The sequence below is a fragment of the Stenotrophomonas sp. YJH_SMC_16 genome (assembly GCF_059367875.1).
This window is the reverse complement of record NZ_JCAFRH010000009.1, coordinates 42704-69623: the sequence shown is the minus strand read 5'-3', so window position 1 is coordinate 69623 and position 26920 is coordinate 42704. Positions and strand designations below refer to the sequence as shown.

Annotated in this window: 27 protein-coding genes; 3 read left to right on the top strand and 24 right to left on the bottom strand. The window is 67.7% G+C overall.

What is annotated here, in order from left to right; all coding sequences use genetic code 11:
- Nucleotides 1-83: 83 nt before the first annotated feature.
- The 11 genes from hisIE to hisS form a co-directional block, all read right to left on the bottom strand.
- Complete coding sequence (gene hisIE / locus AC5P6E_RS17815) at nt 84-704, bottom strand: bifunctional phosphoribosyl-AMP cyclohydrolase/phosphoribosyl-ATP diphosphatase HisIE (protein ID WP_049436248.1); 621 nt, start codon at nt 702-704, stop codon at nt 84-86.
- Nucleotides 694-1470: an imidazole glycerol phosphate synthase subunit HisF gene (hisF, locus tag AC5P6E_RS17810; protein WP_012480036.1), complete on the bottom strand. Its 777-nt coding sequence runs from the start codon at nt 1468-1470 to the stop codon at nt 694-696. Before hisF ends, hisIE begins: the two co-directional genes overlap by 11 nt.
- The gene (hisA, locus tag AC5P6E_RS17805) at nt 1464-2198 is read right to left on the bottom strand and encodes a 1-(5-phosphoribosyl)-5-[(5-phosphoribosylamino)methylideneamino]imidazole-4-carboxamide isomerase (protein ID WP_329836142.1); all 735 of its coding nucleotides are present in this window, start codon (nt 2196-2198) and stop codon (nt 1464-1466) included. The genes hisF and hisA overlap by 7 nt, the downstream gene beginning before the upstream one ends.
- Nucleotides 2195-2797: an imidazole glycerol phosphate synthase subunit HisH gene (gene hisH / locus AC5P6E_RS17800; RefSeq protein WP_019338503.1), complete on the bottom strand. Its 603-nt coding sequence runs from the start codon at nt 2795-2797 to the stop codon at nt 2195-2197. The genes hisA and hisH overlap by 4 nt, the downstream gene beginning before the upstream one ends.
- Entirely contained in the window at nt 2794-3867 is a 1074-nt protein-coding gene (gene hisB / locus AC5P6E_RS17795; RefSeq protein ID WP_329836139.1) for a bifunctional histidinol-phosphatase/imidazoleglycerol-phosphate dehydratase HisB, read from the bottom strand. Before hisB ends, hisH begins: the two co-directional genes overlap by 4 nt.
- The gene (hisC, locus tag AC5P6E_RS17790; protein WP_043397215.1) at nt 3864-4958 is read right to left on the bottom strand and encodes a histidinol-phosphate transaminase; all 1095 of its coding nucleotides are present in this window, start codon (nt 4956-4958) and stop codon (nt 3864-3866) included. The genes hisB and hisC overlap by 4 nt, the downstream gene beginning before the upstream one ends.
- The gene (gene hisD, locus AC5P6E_RS17785) at nt 4955-6250 is read right to left on the bottom strand and encodes a histidinol dehydrogenase (RefSeq protein WP_312717393.1); all 1296 of its coding nucleotides are present in this window, start codon (nt 6248-6250) and stop codon (nt 4955-4957) included. The genes hisC and hisD overlap by 4 nt, the downstream gene beginning before the upstream one ends.
- Entirely contained in the window at nt 6247-7158 is a 912-nt protein-coding gene (hisG, locus tag AC5P6E_RS17780) for an ATP phosphoribosyltransferase (protein ID WP_019338500.1), read from the bottom strand. The genes hisD and hisG overlap by 4 nt, the downstream gene beginning before the upstream one ends.
- A gap of 34 nt (nt 7159-7192) precedes the next feature.
- Nucleotides 7193-7501: a YerC/YecD family TrpR-related protein gene (locus tag AC5P6E_RS17775; RefSeq protein ID WP_108754790.1), complete on the bottom strand. Its 309-nt coding sequence runs from the start codon at nt 7499-7501 to the stop codon at nt 7193-7195.
- A gap of 415 nt (nt 7502-7916) precedes the next feature.
- Complete coding sequence (locus AC5P6E_RS17770; protein ID WP_495231148.1) at nt 7917-8213, bottom strand: hypothetical protein; 297 nt, start codon at nt 8211-8213, stop codon at nt 7917-7919.
- Nucleotides 8210-9607, bottom strand: coding sequence for a histidine--tRNA ligase (hisS, locus tag AC5P6E_RS17765; RefSeq protein WP_312717392.1), 1398 nt, complete (start codon nt 9605-9607; stop codon nt 8210-8212). Before hisS ends, AC5P6E_RS17770 begins: the two co-directional genes overlap by 4 nt.
- 127 nt (nt 9608-9734) lie before the next feature.
- Between hisS and AC5P6E_RS17760 the strand changes: the two genes are divergently transcribed.
- Nucleotides 9735-10487 (top strand): Crp/Fnr family transcriptional regulator, encoded by a 753-nt coding sequence (locus tag AC5P6E_RS17760; RefSeq protein ID WP_043397202.1) that lies wholly within the window; start codon nt 9735-9737, stop codon nt 10485-10487.
- Nucleotides 10488-10616: 129 nt separating this feature from the next.
- Here AC5P6E_RS17760 and thrC read toward each other — a convergent pair whose 3' ends face one another.
- The 5 genes from thrC to AC5P6E_RS17735 form a co-directional block, all read right to left on the bottom strand.
- Complete coding sequence (gene thrC, locus AC5P6E_RS17755) at nt 10617-11906, bottom strand: threonine synthase (RefSeq protein ID WP_495231146.1); 1290 nt, start codon at nt 11904-11906, stop codon at nt 10617-10619.
- A 29-nt stretch (nt 11907-11935) separates the two neighbouring features.
- Nucleotides 11936-12850, bottom strand: coding sequence for a homoserine kinase (locus tag AC5P6E_RS17750; RefSeq protein ID WP_312717390.1), 915 nt, complete (start codon nt 12848-12850; stop codon nt 11936-11938).
- On the bottom strand, nt 12847-15351 hold the full coding sequence (gene thrA, locus AC5P6E_RS17745) for a bifunctional aspartate kinase/homoserine dehydrogenase I (protein ID WP_495231145.1): 2505 nt from the start codon (nt 15349-15351) through the stop codon (nt 12847-12849). The genes AC5P6E_RS17750 and thrA overlap by 4 nt, the downstream gene beginning before the upstream one ends.
- 357 nt (nt 15352-15708) lie before the next feature.
- The gene (locus tag AC5P6E_RS17740) at nt 15709-16659 is read right to left on the bottom strand and encodes a DMT family transporter (RefSeq protein ID WP_312717389.1); all 951 of its coding nucleotides are present in this window, start codon (nt 16657-16659) and stop codon (nt 15709-15711) included.
- A gap of 119 nt (nt 16660-16778) precedes the next feature.
- Nucleotides 16779-17477, bottom strand: a complete 699-nt coding sequence (locus tag AC5P6E_RS17735; RefSeq protein WP_312717388.1) for a helix-turn-helix transcriptional regulator — start codon at nt 17475-17477, stop codon at nt 16779-16781.
- An 81-nt stretch (nt 17478-17558) separates the two neighbouring features.
- Between AC5P6E_RS17735 and AC5P6E_RS17730 the strand changes: the two genes are divergently transcribed.
- Nucleotides 17559-18338, top strand: a complete 780-nt coding sequence (locus tag AC5P6E_RS17730; protein ID WP_312717387.1) for a DUF6491 family protein — start codon at nt 17559-17561, stop codon at nt 18336-18338.
- Here the strand turns inward: AC5P6E_RS17730 and AC5P6E_RS17725 are convergent.
- The 3 genes from AC5P6E_RS17725 to AC5P6E_RS17715 all read right to left on the bottom strand — a co-directional run bounded on the left by AC5P6E_RS17725 (nt 18335) and on the right by AC5P6E_RS17715 (nt 20302).
- A complete protein-coding gene (locus AC5P6E_RS17725) occupies nt 18335-19387 on the bottom strand; it encodes a linear amide C-N hydrolase (protein WP_019338492.1) in 1053 nt (350 codons plus the stop codon). The two genes, AC5P6E_RS17730 and AC5P6E_RS17725, sit on opposite strands and share 4 nt — an antisense overlap.
- Nucleotides 19388-19454: 67 nt before the next feature.
- Nucleotides 19455-19868, bottom strand: a complete 414-nt coding sequence (locus AC5P6E_RS17720; protein ID WP_019338491.1) for a DUF6691 family protein — start codon at nt 19866-19868, stop codon at nt 19455-19457.
- Nucleotides 19865-20302 carry a YeeE/YedE family protein gene (locus AC5P6E_RS17715; protein ID WP_019338490.1) on the bottom strand — a complete coding sequence of 146 codons (438 nt, stop codon included), beginning with the start codon at nt 20300-20302 and terminating at the stop codon, nt 19865-19867. The genes AC5P6E_RS17720 and AC5P6E_RS17715 overlap by 4 nt, the downstream gene beginning before the upstream one ends.
- A gap of 86 nt (nt 20303-20388) precedes the next feature.
- Here AC5P6E_RS17715 and AC5P6E_RS17710 point away from each other — a divergent pair, with 86 nt between their 5' ends.
- Nucleotides 20389-20709, top strand: a complete 321-nt coding sequence (locus AC5P6E_RS17710; RefSeq protein WP_100448478.1) for an ArsR/SmtB family transcription factor — start codon at nt 20389-20391, stop codon at nt 20707-20709.
- Nucleotides 20710-20712: 3 nt separating this feature from the next.
- Here the strand turns inward: AC5P6E_RS17710 and AC5P6E_RS17705 are convergent, their stop codons facing one another.
- From AC5P6E_RS17705 to AC5P6E_RS17685, 5 genes are all read right to left on the bottom strand, one after another.
- Entirely contained in the window at nt 20713-21141 is a 429-nt protein-coding gene (locus tag AC5P6E_RS17705; protein ID WP_010482608.1) for a BLUF domain-containing protein, read from the bottom strand.
- An 83-nt stretch (nt 21142-21224) separates the two neighbouring features.
- Complete coding sequence (locus AC5P6E_RS17700) at nt 21225-22358, bottom strand: hybrid sensor histidine kinase/response regulator (RefSeq protein ID WP_495231142.1); 1134 nt, start codon at nt 22356-22358, stop codon at nt 21225-21227.
- On the bottom strand, nt 22355-22930 hold the full coding sequence (locus tag AC5P6E_RS17695; RefSeq protein WP_010482610.1) for a chemotaxis protein CheB: 576 nt from the start codon (nt 22928-22930) through the stop codon (nt 22355-22357). The genes AC5P6E_RS17700 and AC5P6E_RS17695 overlap by 4 nt, the downstream gene beginning before the upstream one ends.
- The gene (locus AC5P6E_RS17690; protein ID WP_010482611.1) at nt 22930-23754 is read right to left on the bottom strand and encodes a CheR family methyltransferase; all 825 of its coding nucleotides are present in this window, start codon (nt 23752-23754) and stop codon (nt 22930-22932) included. The genes AC5P6E_RS17695 and AC5P6E_RS17690 overlap by 1 nt, the downstream gene beginning before the upstream one ends.
- Nucleotides 23751-26852 carry a response regulator gene (locus AC5P6E_RS17685; protein WP_019338488.1) on the bottom strand — a complete coding sequence of 1034 codons (3102 nt, stop codon included), beginning with the start codon at nt 26850-26852 and terminating at the stop codon, nt 23751-23753. The genes AC5P6E_RS17690 and AC5P6E_RS17685 overlap by 4 nt, the downstream gene beginning before the upstream one ends.
- Nucleotides 26853-26920: the final 68 nt, after the last annotated feature.

Sequence of the window (26920 nt, the reverse complement as noted above, 5' to 3'; positions counted from 1 at the left end):
GAAGAAGACCCTGTATTGTAGAGCCGAGCCAAGCTCGGCTGCATTGCAAAGGTGGATGCGGACCGCTGGTCCGCACGCCTTCCTCAACGATGGCGCTTTTCCAGCACCGCCCGCGCATCCTCCAGCGACAAACCACGCGCGCGCAGCAGCACCAGCAGGTGGTACAGCAGGTCCGATGCCTCGCCCAGCAGCGCTTCATCGTCCTGCGCCACCGCCGCCAGGGCGGTCTCCACGCCCTCCTCGCCCACCTTCTGCGCGATGCGGCGGATGCCGCCCTCGAACAGGCTGGTGGTGTAGCTGCCCGGTGGCCGCTGTGCCTCGCGCATCGCCACCAGCTGGCCCAGCCCGCCCAGGAAGTCCTTCGGCGCCTGGTCGAAACAGCTCTCGGCGCCGGTATGGCAGGTCGGCCCGGCGGGACGTGCCATCACCAGCAACGTATCGGCATCGCAGTCGACGCTGATCGACTGCACCACCAGCACGTTGCCGGACTGCTCACCCTTGGTCCACAACCGTTGCTTGCTGCGGCTGAAGAACGTCATGTGCCCGATCGCCAGGGTGGCCGCCAATGATTCGGCGCTGACATAGCCCAGCATCAGCACCTGCAGGGTATCGGCATCCTGCACCACCGCCGGCAGCAGGCCGTCGCCCTTGCCCCAGTCCAGCGCCTGCAACGCGTCCAAGGACGGCCTGATTTCAATAGACATCCCGCACCTCGATCTGCTGTCCGCGCAGGTAGCGCTTCAATTCCGGAATGGCGATGGCACCGCTGTGGAACACACTGGCCGCCAGCGCGCCGTCGACGTCGGCCTGGTCGAAGGCTTCGGCAAAGTGCTCCATCGCGCCGGCACCGCCAGAGGCGATCAACGGTACCTGGCACAGTGCCCGCGCCTGTTGCAGTTGCACGACATCGTAGCCACGGCGCACGCCATCGCTGTCCATGCAGTTCAGCACGATCTCACCGGCGCCCCGCCGTTGCGCCTCGACAATCCAGTCCAGGGTGCGCAGTGGCACCGCCTGGGTCTTGTCCGGGTCCCCGCTGAAGCGGCGCACCCGCCACTGTCCATCGGTCTCGCGTACCGAATCGACACCGACCACTACACACTGCACGCCGAACTCGTCGGCCAGTTCAGTGATCAGTTCCGGACGGCCCAACGCCGGCGAGTTGATCGACACCTTGTCGGCACCGGCGAACAGCACGCGACGCGCGGTTTCCACGCTGTCGATGCCACCGGCCACGCAGAACGGAATGTCGATCAGCCGCGCGATGCGCTCGATCCAGGCCACGTCCACCGAGCGCGCCTCGGGGCTGGCGCCGATGTCATAGAACACCAGCTCGTCGGCGCCCTGGTCACGGTAGCGCTGCGCCAGCTCGGCGATATCGCCCATGTCGACGTGGTCGCGGAAACGCACGCCCTTGACCACGCGGCCATCGCGCACGTCCAGGCACGGAATGATGCGCCGGCTCAACATGCCAGTGCCTCCGCCAGGTCCATGCGCTGCTCCAGCAGCGCCTTGCCAAGGATCGCGCCACCGCAGCCTGCACGTCGCGCTTCGGCAACGTCGGCCACGTCACGGATGCCGCCGGAAGCCTGCACCGCCACACCCGGCAGCAAGCCCGACAGGTGCTGGTAGAGGCCGATGTTGGGCCCGGCCAGCATGCCGTCGCGGGCGATGTCGGTGCACAGCAGGTGGCGCATGCCGGCGCGCGCGTAGCGCTGCGCCAGCTCATCCAGGGTTACCCCGGCGTTCTCGGTCCAGCCGTGCACCGGCAGCTGCCATTGGCCCTGCGCATCCCGACGAGCGTCCAGCGCAATGGTGATGCGATCGGCGCCGAATTCCTCCAGCCAGCCGACCACTTCATCGGGACGACGCACGGCCAGCGAACCGACCACCACGCGGCCCGCGCCGGCATCGAGGATGCGCGCTACATCGGCGCGGCCGCGCACGCCACCACCGGTCTGCACCTGCAGCGGCGTCTGCGCGCGGATCGACGACAGCAGCGGTGCCAGCGTGTAGCCACCGGCGCGTGCAGCGTCCAGGTCGACCAGATGCATCCACTGCGCACCTCGCGCGGCGAAGGCCTGCGCGCGTGGCAATGGATCGTCGCCATAGGTGGTTTCCTGCGCGTAGTCGCCCTGGCGCAGCCGCACCACGCGGCCATCGCGGATATCCAGCGCGGGGTAGACGATGAAACTCATGCAGCGGTGCCCTCGAGGAAATTGCGCAGCATCAGCGAGCCGGTCTCGCCGGAGCGTTCGGGGTGGAACTGTGCGCCGTAGTAACGCCCCTGCTCCACCACGGCAGTGAACAGGCCGCCGTGGTCACAGGCAGCGACGGTGTGGGTATTGAGGGGCGCCGCGTAGCTGTGCACGAAGTAGGCGCTGGCCCGCTCCGGGACACCTTGCAACAGCAACGACTCCCGCAGCGGCAGCAGCCGGTTCCAACCCATGTGCGGCACGCGGATGCCACAGGCCGGCACCAGCTTGCGAACCACGCCGGGAATCAGCCCCAGCGTTTCCACGCCCGCTTCCTCGGAGCGTTCGAACAGCAATTGCATGCCGAGGCAGATGCCCATCAACGGCACTTCCAGTCGCTGCAACGATTCCACCAGGCCCTGCGCGTGCAGGCGCTGCATGCCGGGACCGGCGGCGCCGACACCGGGCAGGATCACCCGCTGCGCCCCGATCAGGCCGTCCGCATCGCGCACCAGCCGCACCGTCGCACCCAGACGCTCCAGTGCATAGCGCACCGAGCCCAGGTTGGCACCGCCGGCATCGATCAGCGCGACGTCGCTCACAACGCCCCCTTGGTGGAAGGCAGCGCGGTGCCCTGCCGGGCCAACGCTGGACGCAGCGCACGCGCCAGCGCCTTGAAGCAGGCCTCGACCTTGTGGTGATCGTTGTCACCGCGCACCTGCAGGTTGAGGTTCAGGCCGCTGGCATCGCACAGCGAACGGAAGAAGTGCGGCACCAGCTCGGTCGGCATGTCGCCCACCCGCTCGCGCTTGAACTCACCCTCGAACACGAAGTACGGCCGGCCGCTGAAATCCAATGCCGCGCTGGCCAGGGTCTCGTCCATCGGCAGGGTGAAACCGTAGCGACCAATGCCGCGCTTGTCGCCCAGCGCCTCGCGCAGGGCCTGGCCCAATGCGAGCCCGGTGTCTTCGATGGTGTGGTGCTCGTCAATGTGCAGGTCACCATCGGCCTGGATGTCCAGCGCGAAGCCACCATGCTTGCCGATCTGTTCAAGCATGTGGTCGAAGAACGGCAGGCCGGTGGAGATGCGTGCATCGCCGGCACGATCCAGGTCCAGCTCAACGCGGATCTTCGTTTCCTTAGTATTGCGCTGGACTACTGCGGTGCGTGGCGCGTCGGCCAGCGCGTGGGCGATGCCCGGCCAGTCCCACTCGCCACCGAACTGCTCGGTGCGCAGCTGGAAACCGCGGATGTTGAGGTTGTCGGCAAACTGCAGATCGGTGATGCGGTCACCCACCATGCCCGAACGCGCCCAGTCGATGCTGCGGTCCTGCAGGTAGGCGGTCATCAGGCCGATGCCCGGCTTGCGGGTCGGCGCATTGTCCTGTGGCCAGCTGCAATCGATCAGCACGTCACGGAAGGTAATGCCCTGGCTCTCAAAGATCTGCAGCATCAGATCATTGGGGCCATCGAAGCTGGCGCGCGGGTAGCTGTCGCTGCCGAGGCCATCCTGGTTGGTGACGATCACGAACTGGTAGCCGGCATCCCGCAGCTTCAGCAGCGCCGGGATCACCTGCGGCACGAAGCGCAGCTTCTCGTAGGCGTCGATCTGGAAATCGGACGGCTCCTCGATGAGGGTGCCGTCGCGGTCGATGAACAGGATCGGGGTCATGCTGCGGCCCTCCGCGCCGACAGGGCCGCAAGCACGCGGTCGTTCTCTTCGGGGCTGCCGATGCTGATGCGCAGGGCATCGCCCAGTTGCGGCGCGGCGCGCTGATCGCGCACCACCACGCCAGCAGCCAGCAGCGTATCGAACGCGGCCTGGGCATCGGCGAAGCGCACCAGCAGATAGTTGCCGGACGAGGCATACACGCGGCGCACGCCGGGCAGGCCAGGCAGCGACGCGAACAGGCGTTCGCGCTCGGCGATGACCGTGGCCACGCGCTCAGCAGTGCGTGCCAGCGCGGCCGGCTGCAGTGCCTGCACGGCCAGGTCCGCGCATGGGGTCGGCACGGGGTACGGTGCTTGGCAGCGGCGCAGCACGGCAATCAGCTCCGGTGCGGCGATAAGGGTGCCGATTCGGGCCGCGGCCAGCGCGTGCGCCTTCGACAGCGTACGCAGCACGGCGACGTTGGCATGCGTGGTCAGCAGCGTGGTTGCCGACGGGCGTTGTGCGTACTCAACATAGGCCTCGTCGACCACTACCAGCGCCTGCCCGCGCAGAGCAGTGGCCACCCGCTCGATCTCGTCCAGGCCGATATCGCTGCCGGCCGGGTTGGACGGTGCGCACAGGAAGACCAGCTTGGCGTTGCGCGACTTGGCCGTATCGATCACCGCATCCAGATCCGCACGCAAACCGTCTTCGGTATCCACCAGCGGCACTTCAAGCAGTGCGGCGCCCTGCAGGCGTGCACAGACCGCGTACATGCCGAACACCGGCGGTGTGACCAGCACGCCATCGCGGCCCGGCACGCACAGCGCGCGCACCAGCAGATCAATGGCTTCGTCGCTGCCGCGACCGATCAGCAGCTGCTGTGGCGTCACGCCGTACAGCGCCGCCAGTCCCTCGCGCAATGCCAACGGCTGCGGCTCGGGATAGCGCCGACTGCTGCCTGCGGCATCAGCGGGATTGGCCCAGGCCGACTCATTGGCGTTCAACCAGACCTCGCCCTGCACCGCCGCACTGCGCGCCGAGCTGTAGCCGGCGAAGGCCTGCAGATCCGGGCGCACCAGTGCCAGCACGTCATCAATGGCGGCGCTCATGCGGCGGCCTCCATGCGCAGGGCAACCGCACGTTCGTGCGCGTCCAGGCCTTCAGCGCTGGCCATGATGCGTGCGCAGCCGCCGATTGCCGCCAGGCCGGCGGCGCTGGCGCTCTGCACGCTGATCAGGTTCTGGAAGCTGGCCACGCTGACACCACTGTAAGCACGCGCGGCACCGGCCGTGGGTAGCACGTGGTTGGTGCCGCTGCAGTAGTCGCCCAGTGCTTCGGGGGTGTAATCACCCAGGAACACCGAGCCGGCCGCCTGCACCTTGTCCAGCCACGCGCGCGGGTCGCGCAGGGCCAGGATCAGGTGCTCGGGCGCATAGCGGTTGCTGATCGCGAAGGCTTCGTCCAGCGAATCGACCTGGATCAGGCGCGAGGCCGACAACGCCTGGCGTGCGATCTGCTGGCGCGGCAGCAGGGCCACCTGGCGCTCCACTTCGGCCTCGACCGCCGCCAGCATCGCGGCATCGTCGGTCAGCAGCAGCACCTGCGAATCCGGGCCGTGCTCGGCCTGAGACAGCAGGTCGGCGGCCACGAAGGCTGGATTGGCGCCGGCATCGGCAATCACCAGCACCTCCGAAGGACCCGCCGGCATGTCGATGGCGGCGGCGCCGTCCTGTGCCACCTGCTGTTTGGCTTCGGTCACGAAGCTGTTGCCGGGCCCGAACAGCTTGTCGCAGGCCGGAATGCTGGCCGTGCCGTAAGCCATGGCCGCGACGGCCTGCGCGCCGCCCAGCTTGAATACACGCTGCACGCCGGTCAGCCGCGCGGCCACCAGCACCGCCGGATCCGCGCTGCCATCGGCGCGCGGCGGCGTGCACAAGACCACCTGCGGGCAACCAGCCAACCGTGCCGGCACACCCAGCATCAGCGCGGTGGACGGCAGCGGCGCACTGCCGGCCGGTACGTACAGGCCGACCCGGCCGATCGGCCGCAGCATGCGTTCGCAGACCACGCCCGGTGCGGTCTCCACGGCATAGCCCTTGCCCATGCCAGCCTCATGGAAGCGCGTGATGCGCTCGGCAGCTTCGACCATCGCCTGGCGCAGTTCGGCCGGCACCGCCGCTTCGGCGGCCGCGAACTCGGCTTCGGACACTTCAAAGGAGACCAGCTCGACACCATCGAAACGTGCGGTGATCGCACGCAGCGCGTCGTCGCCCTGCCCGCGCACCTGGGCGATCAGCGTAGCCACCGCGTCACGGGTCTGTTGCGCCACGGTCTGCACCGGGCGGGTCAGCGCCGCGCTGCGCGCGGCCTCATCAAGTTGCGACCAGATCAGACGGTTCATGCCAGCGACCGCTCCACGCTCAGTACCATCAGGCCTTGCGCACCCGCGCGCTCCAGTTCTTCCATGCGCTGCCAGCTCAACGGGCCGGGGCACATGGTCTGCAGGCGCAGCGCACCGCCATCGGCCGGCAGCCGCACCAGCGGCTCGGCATCGGCCAGCAGCTGTGCCAGCGCATCCACGCGGTCTTCGCTGGCGCGGAACATCAGCAGCTTGCGGTCCTGGCGCTGCACCACGCCGTCGAGACGGCGCAGCAGCATCGCCCGCAGCGACGCGCGTGCGTCATCCGGCACCCGCACCGCGCCCGCCAGCACCGCCTCGCTGTCGAGCAGGTTGTGCACCGGGGTCAACTGGTTGGCGCGCAGCGTGGCGCCGCTGGAGACCAGGTCGCAGATCAGGTCTGCGGTACCGAGGCGTGGCGCGATCTCCACCGAACCGGACAGCTCGACCACCTGTGCATCCACGCCCTGCTCATCCAGCCACTGCTTGAGGATGGCCGGATAGCTGGTGGCGATGCGGGTGCCGGCCAGCTGCGCCGGGCCCTGCCACTGCCATTCCTCAGGCACCGCCAGCATCAGCCGGCACTGGCCGAAGCCCAGCCCGCGCAGCGCCTGGTAGGCATCGGGCAGGCCGATCTGACGGCGGGCCGCGGCCTGTTCATCCAGCTCGTTGCGGCCGACGATGCCGAGGTCGCAGACGCCGTCGGCGATCAGGCCCGGGATGTCGTCATCGCGCACCAGCAGCAGGTCCACCGGCAGCGATTCGCCGTAGCAGAACAGCTTGTCGCGGCTTTCGCGCCAGCTCAGGCCGCAGGCACTGAGCAGGTTGCGAGCGGGCTCGGCCAGCCGGCCACTCTTCTGGATGGCGATACGCAACCGGTCTCGTGCCGGCGCTGCCTGGGTTGCACTCATGGGGGAGGTCTCGAAGTTCGGAACGGGGCGCGGGTCAGCGCGAAGCAAGGCGGTCGATGGCGGCGGCATAGCCTCGATGGCCATGCTCGAGCGTGCGTGCCACCCGTCCGGTGGTGGTCACGCTGACGCCGGTGCGCTCGTGGATCTCGCGGTACGGCACACCCTGCTGCAGCAGCGGCACCACCTTCCAGCGGTCGGCCATGGCTTCCAGTTCGGCGGGGGTGCACAGGTCGCGCAGGAAGGCCGCCACTTCGTCGGGGGCGCGCAGGGCGGCAAAGGCCTGGGCCAGTGCGTCCAGGTCGGCCTGCGGGTCTTTGGCGGCAATGTCGGGGCGGGCTTTCACGGGGCGGATCTCTTGCGTCAATGTAATAGCGCGTTAGTACATTAGCGCATTCTTGCGCGGTGCGTCAAATCGAGGGTTGGGGGGGATACGGCATGGCTGCGCCCTGCACCCGCAGAAACAAAAGCCAGTGCAACAGCAAAGGCCTGCATTCCGTGGGATGGCGGGGAGGGTCCGGTGGCAGGGGGCGCCGTAAACCCGTCCATGGGGGCTTGGTCGCGGCATCCATGCCGCTCACACCCCTGCCACCGGACCCTCCCCACCTTCGACAGTTGGCTGCGATCTGGCGGATCTCGCTGGAAAGCTGATCGGAACCGGCTTTTATCGAGTCGAGCCATGCTCGACTGCTCTTTCCCATAAACGCAGAACGCCCACCAAAGGTGGGCGTTCTACTTTGAAATCAATACGCTGGCGACGCTCAGGGCTGGCAGTGGATCTTCGCCTGCAGCGCACCGCGCCGCAGGCATTCGCCGAACAGGCTGCCCTGTCGGCTGGGATGAGACTGCAGGTTCTGCAGCCTCCCTGCCCCGCGCGGGCACGTCCGCGTGGCCAGGGCCTGCAGATCCTGCTCAAGCTGCGCCCGGTCGATCACATGGCAGCGATCAACCACCAGCTGGTACTGGGCCGGGCCGATCCGGGTGCTGCGCAGCGCCGGATCACTCTGGCAACCCGCCAGCAGGAGCAGCGTCAGCGCCCCTGCGGCGGCACGCTTCACGCCATGACCCGCGACTGCTCCAACTCCACCTGCAGGGTGCTGGCCAGCTCGTCGCGGGAGACTTCGAACTGCTGCTCGCGCAACAGGTCCTTCACCGCCACCACGCCGCGCGCCAGCTCGTCCTCACCGGCCAGCACCACGAAGCGGATGCCGGCCTTGGCGGCGTACTGGAACTGCTTGCCGATCTTCTTCGGTTCCATTTGCACTTCGGTATTGATGCCACCGGCGCGCAGGCGGCGCGCGATGTCCAGCGACTGCGGCATACCCTGCTCGTCCATCAGCGCCACCAGCGCCTGCACGCTGCTGGCTTCGATGCCGTCGATCAGGCCCGCTTCGCGCAGCTGCCAGAACAGGCGCGACAGGCCGATGGAAATGCCCACGCCCGGCAGCTTCGACTTGCTGTAGTGGCTGGCCAGGTCTTCGTAGCGGCCGCCCGAGCAGATCGAGCCGATCTGCGGGTGATCGGTCAGCGTGGTCTCGTAGACGGTGCCGGTGTAGTAGTCCAGGCCGCGCGCAATAGAGAAGTTCAGGCAGTACGCGGTTTCCGGCACGCCCAGCGCCTGCACCAGCTGCAGTACTTCGCGCAGTTCGGCAACACCGGTACGCAGGATCTCCGAAGAACCGGCGTCGGCTTCAAGCGTGGCCAGCTGCGCCAGCGCATCGGCATGACCCTGCGAACGCACGGCCACGAAGGCCAGGATCTTCTCGACCTGCTCGGCCGGAATCTCGAAGCCCTCGCCCACCAGCGTCTCGCGCACGTAATCGGCACCGCGCTTGTCCAGCTTGTCCACTTCGCGCAGTACCGCCAGCTGGCGCTCGCCTTCGGCCACGCCCAAGCTTTCGAAGAAGCCGCGCATCAGCTTGCGGTTGTTCAGCTGGATGCTGAAGTCACCGATGCGCAGTTCCGAGAACACCGCGTGGATGACCGCCAGCACTTCGGCGTCGTAACGCACGCTCAGGCTGTCCTTGCCGATCACGTCGATGTCGCACTGGTAGAACTCGCGGAAACGGCCGCGCTGGGCACGCTCGCCACGGTACACGCGCTGCATCTGGTAGCGACGGAACGGGAAGGTCAGTTCGTGCTCGTGCTCGGCCACATAGCGCGCCAGCGGCACGGTCAGGTCGAAGCGCAGCGCCATTTCCGGCAGCGAACGGTCACCCGATTCGGCGGCGTTGGCCAGCGCACCGGTGGACTGCACGAAATACACCTGGCGCTCGGTCTCGCCGCCGGACTTGGTCAGCAGCACGTCGGACAGCTCGAACACCGGCGTCTCCACCGGCAGGAACCCGAAGCGCTCGTAGTTGCGGCGGATCACGTCCAGCATGCGCTGGAACGCAATCTGCTCGCGCGGCAGCAGTTCAAGGGTGCCGGGCGGGGTACGGGGCTTGATCACGGGCGGAACTCCTGCTGGAACGGGACGTGGGAGGGGGCGACATTCTAGCGCCCCCGCCTCGGGCAGGGTCGAACGGCCGCTTGAAGTATCATAAGGCCCTCCCTCGCCCGCGATACGCCCCCGCAACATGTCCCGGCCTTCCGGCGCTCCGCCCGCCACCAACGATCCCGCCTCGCCGTCCTGCGCCACGCTGGACTGCCTGCACTGCTCGGTTCGCCACCTTGCGGTGTGCTCGGCGCTGTCGCCCGATGAAGTGCAGGCGCTGGAACAGGTCACCGTATCGCAGCAGGTCAGCATGGGCAGCACGCTGGCCCGCACCGGTGAAGAGCGCGACCATGTCTATACATTGACCGGCGGCGCACTGCGCCTGGTGCGCACCCTGGCCGACGGCCGCCGCCAGATCAACGGCTTCGTGCTGCCCGGCGACTACCTGGGCCTGAGCGGCAGCGACCACCACCGCTACGACATCGAGGCCATCGCCGACAGCCGGGTATGCCGCGTTGCGCTGCCACAGATGAAGGCGTTGCGCAGCCGCTTCCCGCACCTGGAGCGCAAGCTGCTGCAGCGCGCCTGCCAGGAACTGGATGCCGCACAGGATGCTGCGCTGGCACTCGCACGCCTGCAGCCTGCCGAAAAACTGGCCGATTTCCTGCTGCGCCTGGCTGCACGCGAGGCCAAGCTGGGTGGCGACGGCCTGCGCGTGTCGCTGCCAATGGGCCGCGGCGACATCGCCGACCACCTGGGCCTGACCATGGAAACGGTCAGCCGCACCTTCACCAAGCTGCGCCAGCAGGGGCTGATCGCCCTGCCCCACCTGAACGTGGTGGAGATCCTCGACGAGGACGGGCTGCGCACGCTGGCCGGTGAAGGGTTGATCTGACCGCATTGCGGTTGGTGGGGTTGCCGGCCAGCGGCCGGCACTACCCGTGTTGCGCGAAGGGCATTGTAGAGTCGAGCCATGCTCGACTCATCGCGCCGTGCGCGAACAGCAGCCGAGCATGGCTCGGCTCTACATGGGAGCCAACACCTCACGCAACGCCGCGTAATCGGCGGCCAACGGTTCGGCGTGCGCCGGCCGCTGCAACAACGCATCCAATGCAGGCGGCACGGCCACGGGTTCGCCGATCAACGGTTCGACCACAGCCTCGAACTTGGCCGGATGGGCGGTAGCCACCACCGCCCAGTCACCCTTGGCACCACGCGCGCGCAGGTCCTGCAGCACCTTCACCGCCGTCGCCGTGTGCGGGCAGAACAGTTCGCCGCGGCTCGCATACGCTGCGGCAATCGTGGCGCGGATGGTCACGTCGTCCACCGCGAACGCACGGAACGCAGCGCGCAGCTCGGCATCATCTCCGTGGTAAAGCCAGCGCAGGCGTTCGAAGTTGCTTGGCGCCCCTACGTCCATTGCATTGGCCACGGTGGCCACACTGGCCTGCGGCTGGTAGTCGCCGCCGCTGAAGTACGCTGGCAGTACCACATTGGCATTGGTGGCCAGCACGATCTGTCCGATCGGCACGCCCAGCGCACGCGCCAGCACCGCAGCCATTGCGTTGCCAAGGTTGCCGGTCGGCACCACCAGGTTGAGCCGGCGACGGGTTTCAGCATGATGGGTCAGTGCCGCATGCGCGTAGTAGCTCATTTGCGGCAGCAGGCGGCCCAGGCTGATGCTGTTGGCCGAGCTCAACGGCACCTGCGCCTGCAGTTCGCGGTCAGCCAGCGCCTGCTTGACCATCGCCTGGCAGTCGTCGAAGGCACCGGCCACGCGCAGCGCCTGGATGTTGTCGCCGAAGCAGCCGAGCTGATGCGCCTGCCGTGGTGACACGCGGCCGTCCGGATACAGCACCACCACGCGCACGCCGGGCTGGCGATGGAACGCCGCCGCCACCGCGGCACCGGTATCGCCGGAGGTGGCGACGACGATCGTCAGGTCGCGATCCTGGCCAGCCTGCAGCCGCGACAGCGTACCGGCCAGGAAGCGCGCACCGATATCCTTGAACGCCGCCGTCGGCCCATGGAACAGCTCCAGCACATGGTCACCGCCGCCCAGTGGACGCAGCGGTACCGGAAAGTCGAACGCCTCGCGGCAGATCGATGGCAGCGCTGCCTCCAGAGCATCGCCTGCAAAGAACGGTGCCAGCAGATCGGCGGCGGTATCGGCCAGCGTTGCGCCGGCCTGCAGCTCACGTGGCGCCGGCAGCACCTGCGGAACATACAGCCCACCATCGGGCGCCAATCCTGCAGCGATCGCCGCGCTGAGGCCAACAGCCGGGGACTGGCCGCGTGTCGAGACAAATTGCATGGGTTGGGTATCCAGTAAAGGGGAAGGATTCAGCACAAGCGGGCTCCCGGTGCATCCAGCGGCGACACCCAGGCATCGCTGTCGAAACCGGCGGCGGCGAATGCCGCCTGCACCGGTGCGGCAGCGGCTCGGGCCTGGTCGGCGTCCTCGAACCAGGCGAACACGCTGGGGCCCGCGCCCGAAATGCCCGCGCCCAGCGCATGCACAGACAGCGCCGCATCGCGTGCGGCCTCGAAGCCCGCAATCAGGCCGGCGCGGCGCGGCTCCACCAGCACATCACGCAGGCCAGCACGGACCAGCGCGGCGTCGCTGCGATGGCAGCCGCTGAGTACCAGCGCGAGGTTCGCACTCTGTGCCACGAATTCACCCAGCGCATAGTTGCCCTGCAGCGCCTGGCGTGCGCGGCGTGTTTCCAGCACCGAGTGCGGATGCACCAGCAGGCTGTGCCAGGTAGCCGGTACCGGAATCGGCAGCAGGCGGTCGGCCGTGCACAGCGCAAGCCCGCCCAGCAGCAATGGCCCCACGTTGTCACCGTGACGGCCACCACTTGCCACCGCCTCGCCATCCAGCGCAAACGGATACAGCGCCTCGCGCGTCAGCGGCGCATCCAGTAGTGCATTGGCGGCAACCAGCGCAGCAACGCACGACGCTGCCGAACCGCCCATGCCGGAACCGAATGGAATGCCCTTGTCGATCTCCACCGCGAATCCGAAGTCCAGCGCCAGCCCTGCGCGAAGCGACATCAGCGCAGCACCTGCGGTGTTTCCAGCCGCATCCAGTGGCAACTCGACGACACTGCCGCGAATCGCATCGATGCGCACCACCGGCTCATCGATGCGGCGCACGCTCACGGTATCGCCAACGCCGGCAATGGCATGACCAAGAATGTCGAAGCCCACCGCCACGTTGGCCACCGAGGCAGGCGCGAACGCACGTGCGATCACAGGCGCGCTCCTTCGCCGGCGGCCACCCGCAGCAGGTCGGCGAACACGCCCGCGGCGGTCACTTCCGGTCCGGCGCCGGGCCCCTGCACCACCAGCGGGTTGTCGCAGTATCGACGGGTGCGGAACTGCACCACGTTGTCGGTCAGCCGCAGGTTGGCGAAGGCGTGATCGGCGGGCAGTTCCTGCAGGCCCACCGAGGCGCCGTCGGCACCCAGCTGCGCCACGTAGCGCAGCACCGCGCCACGCGCCCGCGCGTCCTGCAGGCGCTGAAGCAGGCTGGCATCGGACTCGCCCAGCCGCGCCATGAAGTCATCCACGCTGCCCTCGCGCAGCAGCGCCGGCACCAGGCTTTCCACCTGTACCTGTTCCAGGCTGAGTGCGTGGCCGGCTTCGCGCGCCAGGATCACCAGCTTGCGCGCCACGTCCACGCCCGACAGGTCATCGCGCGGGTCCGGCTCGGTGTAGCCCATCGACCGCGCCTGCGCGACCAGCTGCGAGAACGGCTGGCTGCCATCGAAGCGGTTGAACAGCCAGGCCAGCGTGCCGGAGAAGATGCCCTCGATCGCCAGCACTTCATCACCGGTATCAACCAGGTCACGCAGCGTGGTGATCACCGGCAGGCCTGCACCCACCGTAGCCTCGTAGCGGAAGCGTGCGCCACTTGCCGCCGCCGCGGCGCGGATGCGCTGGTAGCGCGGCAGCGGCCCGGCCCCGGCCTGCTTGTTCGGGGTGACCACATGGATGCCGGCCGCCAGCCAGCCCTCGTAGCGCTCGGCCACCTCGGCGCTGCCGCTGCAGTCGATCACCACCGCATGCGGCAGGTGCGCGGCCAGCAGGTGTTCGGTGAAGCGATCCAGATCGCTGCACTCGCCGGCGTCCTGCAGAGCCTCCCGCCAGTCGGCGTGCAGGCCGTCCACTTCCAACCGCATGCGCGAGCGTGAGGCCAGTGCACGCAGGCGCAGGTCGACATTGGCCTTGGCCAGCAGCTGCGGGCGGGCCGCCAGCAGCTGGTCCAGCAGTGCGGCACCGACATTGCCCGGCCCGATCACACCGACCGCGAAGGTCTGCGGCGACAGCCAGAAACCGGCATGCGCCGCGCGCAGCGCGCGGGTGGCATCGGCGCTGTCCACCGCGACCGAGATGTTGCGTTCGGACGAGCCCTGTGCGATCGCCAGGATGTTCACCTGCGCACGCCCCAGTGCCTCGAACAGGCGTGCGGCCACACCGGGCTGGCCGGCCATGCCGTCACCGACCGCCGCCAGTACGCTGACGCCCTCACTGACCTGCACGCGCTGCACCTGACCGACCGACAACTCGTGCGCGAACGCGTGCAGCAATGCCTCACGGCCGCGCGCTGCTTCGGCGGCGCGCACCACGCAGCAGATCGAATGTTCCGACGAACCCTGCGAGATCATCACCACCGACACCTGCGCCTGGCGCAGGGCCGCGAACACGCGCTCGGCGGTACCGGGCACGCCGATCAGACCCGTGCCTTCCAGGTTCAGCAGGGACAGCCCGGGGCTCAGGGTCAGGCCCTTCACCGGTCCACGCGGCGAGCGTTCGGCACTGATACGCGTACCCGGATGCGCGGGCTGGAACGTATTGCGGATGAAGATCGGCAGCCCGAGACGGATCGCCGGCGACATGGTCTGCGGGTGCACCACCTTGGCACCGAAGTAGGCCAGTTCGCAGGCTTCGTCGTAGCTCAGCGATTCCAGCTGCACGGCTTCAGGCACCAGCCGCGGGTCGGCCGACAGCACGCCATCGACGTCGGTCCAGATGTGCAGTTCATCGGCATTGAACAGCGCAGCAAAGATCGCACCGGAGTAGTCGCTGCCGTTGCGGCCGAGCGTGGTGATGCGGTCATCGCGATCACGTGCGACGAATCCGGTGGCAACCAGGCGCGACTGTGGATGCTGCAGGCGCCACTTGGCAAGGCGATCAGCACTGGCCTCCCAGTCGACATCCACGCCCAGTTCGCCATGCCCGACGACCAGTACCTCGCGCGCATCGAGCACCGCACAGTCTTCTCCCACTGCACGCAGGTGGGTACCAAGCAGCTGCGCGGAGAACACTTCGCCCAGCCCCTGCACGCGGTCCAGAACCTCGCGCGGCAGCTCGCCGATCACCGCCAGCGCGGCCAGCACTTCGGCCAGCTGCTCGAAGCGGGCGTCGATCCATTCGACCGTCTCGCCCACCTGCTCGCCCAACAGCGCCACGGCGGCGCCGCGATGGCGCGCGCGCAGCGCATGCCAGGCTTCACGCCAGCCTTCATCACCTTTGGCCGCCAGCTCCGCCAGCTCGATCAGCGCGTCGGTAACGCCCTTCATCGCCGAGACGACAGTGACCTGCAGCGATTCGGGACGGGCCAGCAGCAGGCCGGCAACATGGCGGTAACGTTCGGCATCGGCCACCGAGGTGCCACCGAACTTGTGCACGACAATGGACGGTGCAGCCAGGTCGGCCGGGGCAACGGGATGAGCGGGGGCGTGGGAAGACATGCAGACCTCGGTAGGAGGCCCCGTCGCATGCAGGTGTCGAGTTTCCCCGCCACCTGTATGGTGCGGGGCCGTGGTTTTCGGGAGTTACACGAAGACGACGGGCCGCACCAGGGCAGTGGTGACGGTGGTGGTGGTAATGGTGGTGGTGGCGACCGGCGCAGTCGAACGGCCCGCAGTAGCGGGGGCGATCAGACTGGCGTGGGCGGCATCAAGAACCATGACGCACAGAAAACACTGTGCGCCGGCCCGCTGTCAAGTGCTGCGATGCAAAAAACCATTGCCGCGATCATCGTTCAACATGCCGCCATTTGGTTGCATCTGAGACCAAGGCGGCATCAGTAGGCTTGACGAGCGCATTCAGCCGACATGTTCGGCGATCGCCCGCGGCGCGCGGTGGGCATGCGCACACAGCATCACGCCGGCCACCAGGAACACGATTGCCAGCGCCTCCAGCAGCGTCGGCCAACGCTGCTGCCAGGCGAAGGCATACAGCAGCGCGAACAAAGTCTCGAACACGATCATCTGGCCAGTCAGGGTCAGCGGCAGCAGGCGGCTGGCGCGGTTCCAGAATGCGTTGCCGAGGATCGAGGCCACCACTGCCACACCGGCGCTGATCGCCCAGAAACCACTCCACTGCGCCGCCGAATGGCTGCCGGTGTGGCCGACGAAGGCCATCGGCACCAGCAGCAGGGCCAGGCCGCCGGTCGTCACCCCGGTCAGCAGCGACCAGTCGTGGCTGGACAGATCAGGTCGGCGCGCCAGCCAGCGGCTGTTGCCGATCGAGTACAACGCCCACGAGAACAGCGCGCCGAACGCGCACAGCAGGCCGATCAGGCGCTGCCTCCAAGGTGTTGCCAGGTGCTCGGACATCAGTGCTTCCCAGCCAACCAGTCCCACGCCCAGGACGCACAGCCCCAGTGCCGGCAACAGCTGCTTCAGTGGTACAGCGCCCTGCTCGCGCACGCCAACCAGGGTGACCACCACCGGAATCAGGCCGACAATCAAGGACGCTGCCGCGCCACCGGCCCACTGCACCGCCGTCGCCAGCAGCAGGAAGTACACCAGGTTCCCGGCCAGGCTCAGCCACAGCAGGCCGATCCATTCGGCGCGGCCCAGCCGCGGTGCCAGCCGCTTCCATCGCGGCAGCAGCAGGGCTACGGCGATCAGGCCGTAGACCAGATAGCGACCGGCCGACAGTTGCAGGGCGTTGAACGACTGCAGCACGGCGGGCGCGAGGAAAACCACGCCCCACAGCGCGCCAGCGGCAACGCCATTGGCGATGCCCAAGGCCATCGGGTTGTTGCGCATTCGGGTTCTTCGGGGGAGAGAACGGGCCGCGCAGTGTAAGCGCTGGCCGGTGGGCACTCTTGACCCAGGCTACTGCCATGACCGGCTGCACGTGAGGGAAGCCGAGCGTGGGCTCGGCTCTACAGTCCGGCGCTCCTGCGCCACGCGGCCGGGGTCTGGCCACACTCGCGGCGCAGCGCGCGGGTCAGTGCGCTCTGCTCGGAATAGCCTGCGGCCAGCGCGATATCGCTGATCGGCGCCGTGCTGGTGCGCAACCGATGCTTGGCCCAGCGTAACCGGCACGCACTGAGCCAGGCTTGCGGGCTGAGCCCGAACTCCTGCTGGAACAGCGCGTGCAACCGGCTCTCGCTGACCCCGACGAACGCAGCCATGCGCGCCACCGGCCACGCCTGCCCGGGATCGGCCTGCACCGCCGCACACAGGCCCTGCATGCGCGCGCCACTGCCAGCAGGTGCAAATACCTGCAGCAACTGCGGCAGCAGCGGCGGCATCGGCTGCCCTGCCTGCACCTCGGCCAGGCGCCGACGCAATGCCAGCGGCAGATGCAGCCAGCGCTGCCGGCACAGATGCTCCTGCGTGCCGTCATCGAGCACGCCCGGAGGACAGTCAACGATCACGAACCCATTGGGACCGTCAGCCATCTGGTCATGCGCTTCGCCAGCAGCAACGAAAGCTCCCTGCAGTAGGTCCAGCCGACCGCCGCGCCCCTCCATCTCGAAGTGCAGCTCACCCTGCAGCGGCAGCACCCACTGCGCGTAGTCATGGCGGTCCAGGCCAGTGGCCTGCCCGTAGTGCCGCAGATGGAAGATGGCGCCCATCCGCGCAGTGTGCGCGTGTAACAACGGCCGTGCAAACCGCTGCTATAGTCGATCCGTCATCCAACGCAGGGAGTGCAGGACATGACCCATCAGCAGGTGTCCCTGGTGCTCGCCACCAGCCTCGGCCTGATGCTCGTAGCTTCGGCCTCCGCACAGGAGCGCACGCCACCGGCCCCGCACTGCATGGACGCTGTCGGCGTACAGGAAGTGGAGCAGGCTTCACCGCGCTCGATCGCACTGCGCGCCGCCTCCGGCCAGGCCTATCGGATCGACTTCAACGAAGATTGCCCCGGTGTCCGCGGTGCCACCTCGTTGAAGCTGGAAGCCCCCGCCGGCTGGGCCTGCGGCCGCCCCAGCGAACGCGTCGTGGTCGACGGCCGCCGATGCGCCATCATCGCGGTCACCCAGCTGCAGGATCGTGACTACGCCAGCGTCGCCCGCGACAGCGACCGCCTGCGCACGGCCACCCTGCCCGCCGTGACCATCCGCGAACGCAAGGAGGTACGCCGCAGCTTCGGCGGCTCACCGTCCTACTGCTTTGCCACGCGCAACGTGCGCGCCTGGTCCTCCGACCCGCAGGGCATGCTGGTGGAGACCAATCCGCACCGAAATGGTGGCCATCGCTACTACCGGGTCGAACTCGGCAGCCACTGCCGCCAGCTCGACCGCGCGCCGCAGCTGAGCTTCCACTCGGGCCTGCAGAATGGCTTGATCTGCGGCAATCCTGGCGATCGGATCATGGCTGCCGAGTTCGAGACAGACGATCTGCGCAGTGAGAGCATCGCCCCGCTGCCGCAGTACACCCGCGGCAGCTGCGCGATCCAGGCGGTCTACCCGGCCTCCAGCCAGGCGTCGAACTAACCGTCGACGCCGAGGAAGGTGAACGGTGCGCTGGGCACGAAGTGACCCAGTGCATCGCCAGCGAAGGTATTGCGCTGGTCCGGGCCGAGATCGAGCTTGAGCACCTTGCCGCCGAAATCGACCTTGTTCAGATCGACCCAGAAGGTGTTCGGGGTCAGCGCCGATTCGAAGAAGTACAGCCGCCGCTTGTGGTCAGCCACGGTGCGCCAGCGTGTGGATGAGATGTTCGGCTCGCCCGGCGTGGTGATGCCGTACGGCACCGAGGTGTTGCGGATCACGCTGAACACACTGGCCAGCGCCACCACCGGATCCTCGGCCTTGGGAATGGCGTTGATGTAGAACGAGGCGCGCGCGAAACGGTCCGCGGAGCGATTGGTGCCGGGCAGCATCACCGTGCCGCCGATCTGCTGCCAGTAACTGTTGAGGGCCAGCTGCTGCTCGAAGATCGGCGAGTTGGTCATCACCTGATAGCGCCGGTCATGGTGGATCACCTGGCGACCGCCGATGTACTCGACGATGGCGCTGTCGCCGCTGGCATCGGACAGTGAAAGATGCAGTGTTGCCTGCCGATCCTCGCCGGGCACCTTGTCGGTGACGATGGAGTACGGCTCACGCTTCAGCGCTGCCACTGCCTCCTCCACCGTAGCGAAGTTGTCCAGCACGTACTGTGCCCACAACGAAATCGCCAGGCCCGGTTTGTTGCCACGCTGCTGTGGATACTCCGACTCGACCAGCCACAGCAGGTTGGCCACCAGGCCCTTTTCGTTCATGCCATCGGTGGTCGACACGTCGTAGCCGGTGGCCACCACCGAACCGTAGCGCGCGGTCCAGGCCAATGACTTCGGGCCGGCCTGACCGGTGCGGGCAATGCCGCGCGGCAGTATGTAGAGGTTGGTCGCCACATCGACCTTCCAGTCCATCGAGCGCGCGGTGATCACATCGCCGTTGTCGCCCAGGTACACCGCACGCGTGCAGGCCAGCGCTGGTGCTGCTGCGGCGGCCAATGCGACCGCAAGCAGTGCCTTTTCCTTCCACTTCATCCGTGCCATGTCGTTGCGCTCCTTTCCCCGTGATCCATGGATATGACCCCATGCAGGGTGACACAGCGGTGAAGCCTCAGCGGACTGCGCGATCGTGCAGCCAGAAACCTGCAAGCATCGCCGGCACGAACCACAGCGCCTCGCGCGATCCCACCGCCAGCCCGGCGATGGCAGGGCCCGGGCAATAGCCTGCCCAGCCCCAGCCGATGCCGAACAACGCCGCGCCCAGCACCAGGCGCAGATCGACACCGCGCGCAGCGGGCAATTGGAAGCGCGTTGCGCAGGACGGACGCGCGCGCCGCAGCACCCAGCGCTGGCCAACCGCGCTGACCAGCAGTGCAGAGGCCAGCACCCAGGCCAAGGTGGGATCGACATCGCCGGTGATGTCGAGGAAACCGAGGATGCGGCGCGGATCGGTCATGCCGGCCAACGCCAGGCCTGCGCCGAAAAGCGCGCCTGCCGCACCGGCGGCCACCATCGCGCGGCTCATGCCAAGCCTCCGCCGTGACGGATCAGGAACGTGGTCAGCATCGCGCAGGCCATGAACACCAGCACCGCCAGCAGCGACCGTTTTGAGCCGCGGGCCAGGCCGCAGACCCCGTGACCACTGGTGCAGCCATTGCCCAACTGCGTACCGAAGCCGACCAGCAGGCCGGCACCGACCAGCTGCCACGCCGGCAAGGCATCACGCAGCAGGGCGCGGGGCGCTTGCCCTGGCGCGGCCTGCCACCACATCACCAACCCTGCAGCAGCCAGCAGGCCGAGCAGGAACGCCCAGCGCCAACCTCGCTCACCTGGCGCGGCACGCACACTGCCAGCAGCGATGCCACTGATGCCGGCCACCCGGCCCGTGGTTGCCAGCAGCACCACCGCCGCTGCACCGATCAACGCGCCCCCCGCCACCGCGGCCCACGGCAGGGTCATGACCTGCCTCCGCCCATTCCGTACATTCGCTTGCCTTTTGATTTAGATTTTTCTAAATTAGCTTTTTCTAAATCCACAGGTCAACCATGGCCCGCACCCCGCTCGACAGCGCCGTCATGGCTGAGCACGCCTCGCAGGCTGCGGCCCTGCTCAAGAGCCTGGCCCATCCTGCGCGGCTGCGCGTGCTGTGCCGCCTGGTCGAAGGTGAGGCGCCGGTGCCGGAACTGCAGGCACTGACCGGACTCAGCGCATCAGCGCTGTCACAGCATCTGGCGGTGCTGCGCGAACTGGACATCGTCGCGACCCGGCGCGAAGCGCAGGCGATCCACTACCGCGTGATTGAAGGGCCCGCACTGGGCGTGCTGCAGGCGCTGCATGCCGCCTACTGCGGCGGCACCTCGCGTTGACGCTCAGCCGGCGTGCAGGACTGGCTGCACGACGTTGTCGAGCAGATCCACCGGCGTCGGCGCGGACCGATCGCCCTGGAGGGCACGGGTAAAACCCGACCAGTCGCTGGATGACAGCTGGCGCAGCAGCGCCTCTTCCACCGGCAACGCGCGCATCGACCAGTACGGAAACTGGCGCTGGCCGAGGCGGCCGCGCGCCAGCTCGATGATGTCGACATGGCTGCCGGCCTGCAGGATGCGCTCATAGACCGAATCGATACCGTCCGGCGGCCCCTCGATGTACTGCAGGAATCGCCCGCCGTCATGCAGCAGCACACCGGTCACGCCCGCCATCTTGTTGAAGCGGGCTGCATCGTCGACCAGCGCCCGCAACCGTTCAGCGGAAAGATCCGGCAGCGCCTGGCTGACATAGGCGATGGCACGCAGTGGCATGGTGCTTCCTTGACAGGATGTACACCCACGGTAGCAGTTGCGGACGAGTCCGTCTCAACACCCGCGGGCGTTTCCTGAAGAATTCAGTTTGCTGCTGCAGGCAGCCCTTCGACGCGCCTCGGCAGCAGGGCTTCGAAGACCACCTGCCCGGCCTCGTTGCGCGCGGCGATACGCCCCCCATGCGCGCGCACGAACTGATCGACGATGTACAGACCCAGCCCCAGGCCCTTGCTCTGGTGGAAGCTGGCCTTGAACGGCTCGAACAACCGCGGCAGCAGCGCGTCGTCGATCCGGCCGGCGTTGCTCACACGCAACAGCACGCTGCGGGGGTCGCGCCCGTCCACCTCCACCCTCGCCTCGCTGCCGTGGGTCAGCGCATTACCGACCAGATTGGCGGCAACCTGGCCGAGACGGTCCAGATCGCCCTGCAGCCGCGTATCACCGTGCATGTCCAGATGAATCCGGCCTGCCCCATGCGCACTGCCCGCCTCAGCCACCACCGCGCGGGTCACGTCGGCCAGGTCGCAGGCACTGGCCTGCAGGCGCAGGCCACCGCTGCGGATCCGCGAGAAGTCCAGCAACTGCTCGACCATGCGTGCCATGCGCAGGGTGCTGGCCTCCAGGTACTGCAGCGTCTGCTGCGCGCCAGTGTTGTCTTCGGGAAGATCCAGCGCCAGCTTGTCGGCACACAGCAGGATGGCCGACAGCGGCGTGCGCAGGTCGTGGGTCAGTACCGCGGCCATCGTTTCGTTGAGCTTGAGCGCGCGTTCCAGCGCCTCGTTGCGCGCCTTCAGCAGCTGCCGCTGCTGGTACAGCTCGATGAAGACATTGACCTTGCTCAGGATCACCTGCGGCGCCACCGGCTTGTGCAGGAAATCGACCGCGCCGCTCTCGTAGCCCTTGAACACGCGCAGGGGATCATCCGGGGAGGCGGTCAGGAAGATGATCGGCACGTCGCGGCTGCGATGCGAACCGCGCATCAGTTCGGCCAGGGTGAAGCCATCGATCTCCGGCATGTGCACGTCAAGCAGGGCCAATGCCACCTCGTGCTCGAGCAGCAACTCCAGCGCCTGCGCACCCGAGCCGGCCAGCAGCAGGTTGACCCCTTCTCGCTGCAGCAGGGCCTGCATGGCTACCAGGTTCTGCGGCACGTCATCGACGATCAGCAGGTTGACCGGGGTCTGCGGCTGCGCAGGGTCCGGTGGCAACAGGTTCATGCAAACAACTCCTTCAGGCGGCGACACATCAGTTCAAGGGGCAGCACGGCATCGGCGCCGGCATGCTGCAGGGCGGAAGCCGGCATCATCGACGCCTCGGCCTCCTCGGGACATTGCAGCCAGGCACGGCCACCGGCGGCGCGCACCGCAGCCACGCCTTCACTGCCATCGCTGCTGGCACCGGTCAGCAGCAGGGCCAATACCTGCCCGCCGAACACTGCAGCAGCGGAGTCGAACAGTGGATCGATGGCCGGACGGGAAAACAGCACCGGCGCATCCACTGACAACGCCACCGATCCCTCGTCCTCCACCAGCAGGTGGTAATCCGGCGGCGCGAACGTCACCGTGCCCGGCTGCAACGGCTGCTTGTCTTCGGCTTCGCGCACCGGCAACGCGCAGTACGGCGCCAGCACCTCGGCGATGCGGCTGGTACGGTCACGCGGCAGGTGCAGCACGGCCAGTACCGGTACGGGCAGCGTACCCGGCAGTGCACCAAGTACCGCCTGCAAGGCGGCCACGCCACCGGCGGACGCGCCGATCACCAGCACGGCTGGACGCGCCGGCAACGCCATCAGGCCACCTTCCGGTACAGGCGATGCTCGCGCGAACAGACATCGAAGGCGTCATGGTGGCACCCGAACTGCAGCGACTCCTTGCTGCCCAGGCCAAGGAAGCCACGGTGCACCAGCGCTTCGCGGAACAGGCCGACGGCGCGGTCCTGCAGATCGCGGTTGAAATAGATCAGCACATTGCGGCACGACACCAGGTGCACTTCGGAGAACACGGTATCGGTAGCCAGGCTGTGGTCGGCGAACACCACGTTGCGACGCAGCTGGCGGTCGAACACCGCACCATCGTAGGCGGTGGCGTAGTAGTCGGACAGCGACGCCGTGCCGCCGGCGGCCAGGTAGTTGCGGCTGAACTGGGCCATCCGGTCGATGCCATAGGCGCCCGCCTCGGCGGTGGCCAGCGCCGCCGGATTGATGTCGGTGGCATAGACGATGCTGCGATCAAGCAGGCCCTCTTCGTGCAGCAGGATCGCCAGCGACCACACTTCCTCACCGGTGCTGCAACCGGCCACCCACAACTTCACCGAGGGATAGGTGCGCAGTACCGGCACCACCTGCTCACGCAGCTCACGGAAGTACGCGGGGTCACGGAACATCTCCGAGACCTGCACGGTGAAGAACTGCATGGCCTGGGCGAACAGTTCCGGCTCGTGCAGCAGCCGGTACTGCAGGTCGACCAGCCGTTCGCACTCGTAGCGCTGCATCGCCTGGCGCATGCGCCGGCGCAGCGATGACACCGCATAGCTGCGGAAATCGTAGTGGTAACGCTGGTACAGCGCCTCCAGCAGGACCTTCAGTTCCAGGTCGAACAGGGCCTGTTCGTTCATTGCCGCGAGCACCAGACCCGGCACAGCGAGACCAGCTTGTCGACGTCGATGGGCTTGGCGATGTAGTCGTTGGCACCGGCCTGCAGGCAGCGCTCACGATCATCGGGCATCGCCTTGGCAGTCAACGCGATGATCGGCAGGTCCTGCAGGTGACGCTGCGCGCGGATCTCGCGCATCGCGGCCAGGCCATCCTTCTCCGGCATCATGATGTCCATCAGCACCAGGTCGACGTCGCGCTCGGCCAGGCGATCCACCGCTTCCTGGCCGTTGCGCGCGATCTCCAGCGTCACGCCCAGCGGCTCGAGCACGCTGGACAGCGCGAAGATGTTGCGCACGTCATCCTCGGCCAGCAGCACGGTGCGTCCATCGAGCACGGTGTCACGGCGGCGTGCCTCGCGCAGCAGGCGCTGCTGGTCGGTCGGCAGGCTGGCCTCCACGCTGTGCAGGAACAGGGTCACTTCATCCAGCAGGCGCTCGGGCGAGCGCGCGCCCTTGATGATGATGCTCTTGGAGTAGCGGCGCAGGCGCTGCTCTTCCTCGCGGTTGAGCGCACGGCCGGTGTAGACGATCACTGGCGGGAAGCCGACATCATCGTTGCCGGCCATGTGCTCGAGCAGGTCGTAACCACTGCCGTCGGGCAGCGACAGGTCCATCACCATGCAGTCGAACGTGACCGTGCTCAGCTGCTCCAGCGCACCGGCCAGAGTGCCCACCGCGACAATCTGCAGCTGATCACGGCCCAGCAGCAGTTCCAGGTTGTGGCGCAGCTCACTGTCGTCCTCGACGATCAGCAGACGCCGCACGTCGCGCTGGCTGGTCTGCTCCAGCTGCTCGATGGCCGACACCAGACGCTCGCGCGTGGTCGGCTTGATCGCGAAACCAATCGCGCCCAGCTCGCGCGCCACCTGGCTGCGGTCCATCGCCGAGACCACGTGCACCGGGATATGCCGGGTATCGGGGTTGCGCTTCAGGCGCTCCAGTACGCTCAGGCCGGACACGTCCGGCAGGCCGATATCGAGCAGGATGCCGTTCGGGCGCAGTTCGCTGGCCAGGGTCAGCGCCTCTTCGGCGGTTCCGGCCACCACGCAGTCAAAGTCCAGTTCATGGGCCAGGGCCACCAGTGCTTCGGCGAACGTGGCGTCGTCCTCAACGGCCAGGATCAAGCGGCCAGCGCGTTGGCGACGACCGCGGTCATCGGCCACGCTGGGCACCGTCGTGGTCGGCGCCACCGCGGCCGCTGCAGGTACCGGCATCGCCGGCACAGCGGCCGTGGCGGACGCCGCCACGGGCGCCGCAGAGATGTCAGTGGCGTTCGATGCGGGCGCACCCTGCAACGGCAGTTCCAGGATGAAGCAGCTGCCGCGGCCCGGTTCACTGTCGACCTGGATGCTGCCGCCCATGCGCTCGGCCAGGTCGCGCGAGATCGACAGCCCCAGGCCGGTGCCACCGTAGCGGCGGCGGGTGCTGCCATCGGCCTGGCGGAACGCCTCGAAGATGACCTGCAGCTGCTCGCGGGCAATGCCGATACCGCTGTCGCAGACCTCGAACCGGATGCGGCCCTGGCCGCCCGCACGCACGTGCAGGCTGACCTTTCCATGCTCGGTGAACTTCACCGCATTGGCCAGCAGGTTCTTCAGGATCTGCTGCAGGCGCTGGCTGTCGACCACCAGCTGGCTCGGCGCCAGCGCATCGGCCTCGATCTGCAGGGCCAGGCCCTTCTGCCGCGCCATCGGCTCGAAGGTCTCGCGCAGGCGCTGCAGCACGCTGTCCGTCACCACCACTTCATCGGCCAGCTCGACGTGGCCGGCCTCGATGCGCGACAGGTCCAGGATGTCGTTGATCAACGCCAGCAGGTCGTTGTTGGACGAAAGGATCGCGCGCGCATACTTCACCTGTTCTTCGGTGAGCGTGCCGTCCTTGTTGTCGGCCAGCAGCTTGGCCAGGATCAGCGAGCTGTTCAGCGGCGTACGCAGTTCATGCGACATGTTGGCCAGGAACTCGGACTTGTAGCGCGAGGTGGCGGCCAGTTCGTTGCTGTTGCGCACCAGCTGGCTCTGCGCGACCAGCAGCGCCTGCTTCTGCGCCTCCAGCTCGTGGGTGCGCTCTTCCAGCTGGACGTTGCTCTGTTCCAGCTCGGCCTGCTGTTCTTCCAGATGGCTCTGCGACTGCAGCAGGCTGCGGCTCTGCTCTTCCAGTTCCTCATTGGCCACGCGCAGCTCTTCCTGCTGGGCCTGCAGCTCCTCGCCCTGGCGCTGGGATTCCTCCAGCAGCACCACCAACTGTGCACGCAGCAGTGATGCGCGCAGCGCCATGCCGATGGTCTCTGCACAGCGCTCCAGCAGCTCGACATCGAGTCGATCCTGTTCGCCGGCGCGGGTGCGTCCCAGTTCAACGATGCCCACGACCGCACCATCGCTGCTGATCGGCGCCAGGATGCGCTCGCGCACCGGCAAGCGCCCCAGGCTGGTCTGCAGCTCAAGCACCGAATCGTCACCCCCGTGCAGGTGGCGGATGCGTTCGTCCCGCGCCACCTGCCCGGCCACGCCCTCCTGCAATGCCAGCGACGCCGGCATGCCGGACGGCAATGCCAGGCCACCGGTCAGCTGCAGTCGCCCCCCTTCCAGGCGGTAGACGGCGGCGACATCCGCCTGCAGTTGGGCCCCCAGGCTGGTTGCCGCGGCCTCGGCGATCTGCTCCGGACCCAGGTCACCGCGCAGGCTCATCGCCACCGCGTTCTCGGCTTCCTGCAGCCACAGCGCCCGCATCGCTTCGCGCCGCGCCTGGATGGCGCGGGAGACGATCAACGCGATCATCAGGAACGCACAGCCGCCGATGCTTCGGTTGACCAGCGAGAACGCCGAGTTGGAGCTGGCCGGAGCGACGTTGTAGCCAATGATCAACAGGACGCAGGCGACGACGGCCACGATGAACGGCGCGCGCGCGCTGCGCTGGAACAGCATGACGCCAACAGCGAGGAAGTACGCCAGCCAGACGGCATAGCCCAGTGGAACCACCAGTTCCAGGGCGATGGTCGCCCCCAGCAGGACGGCGGAGGTCATCCAGATCCAGCGGTCACGCGTGGTCGCACCAGGACGCATGCAGGTCGGTTCCAGGAAATAAAGGTGGGAGATGGTACCCCGTGTCGTATTCAGCCGCACAGTACGAA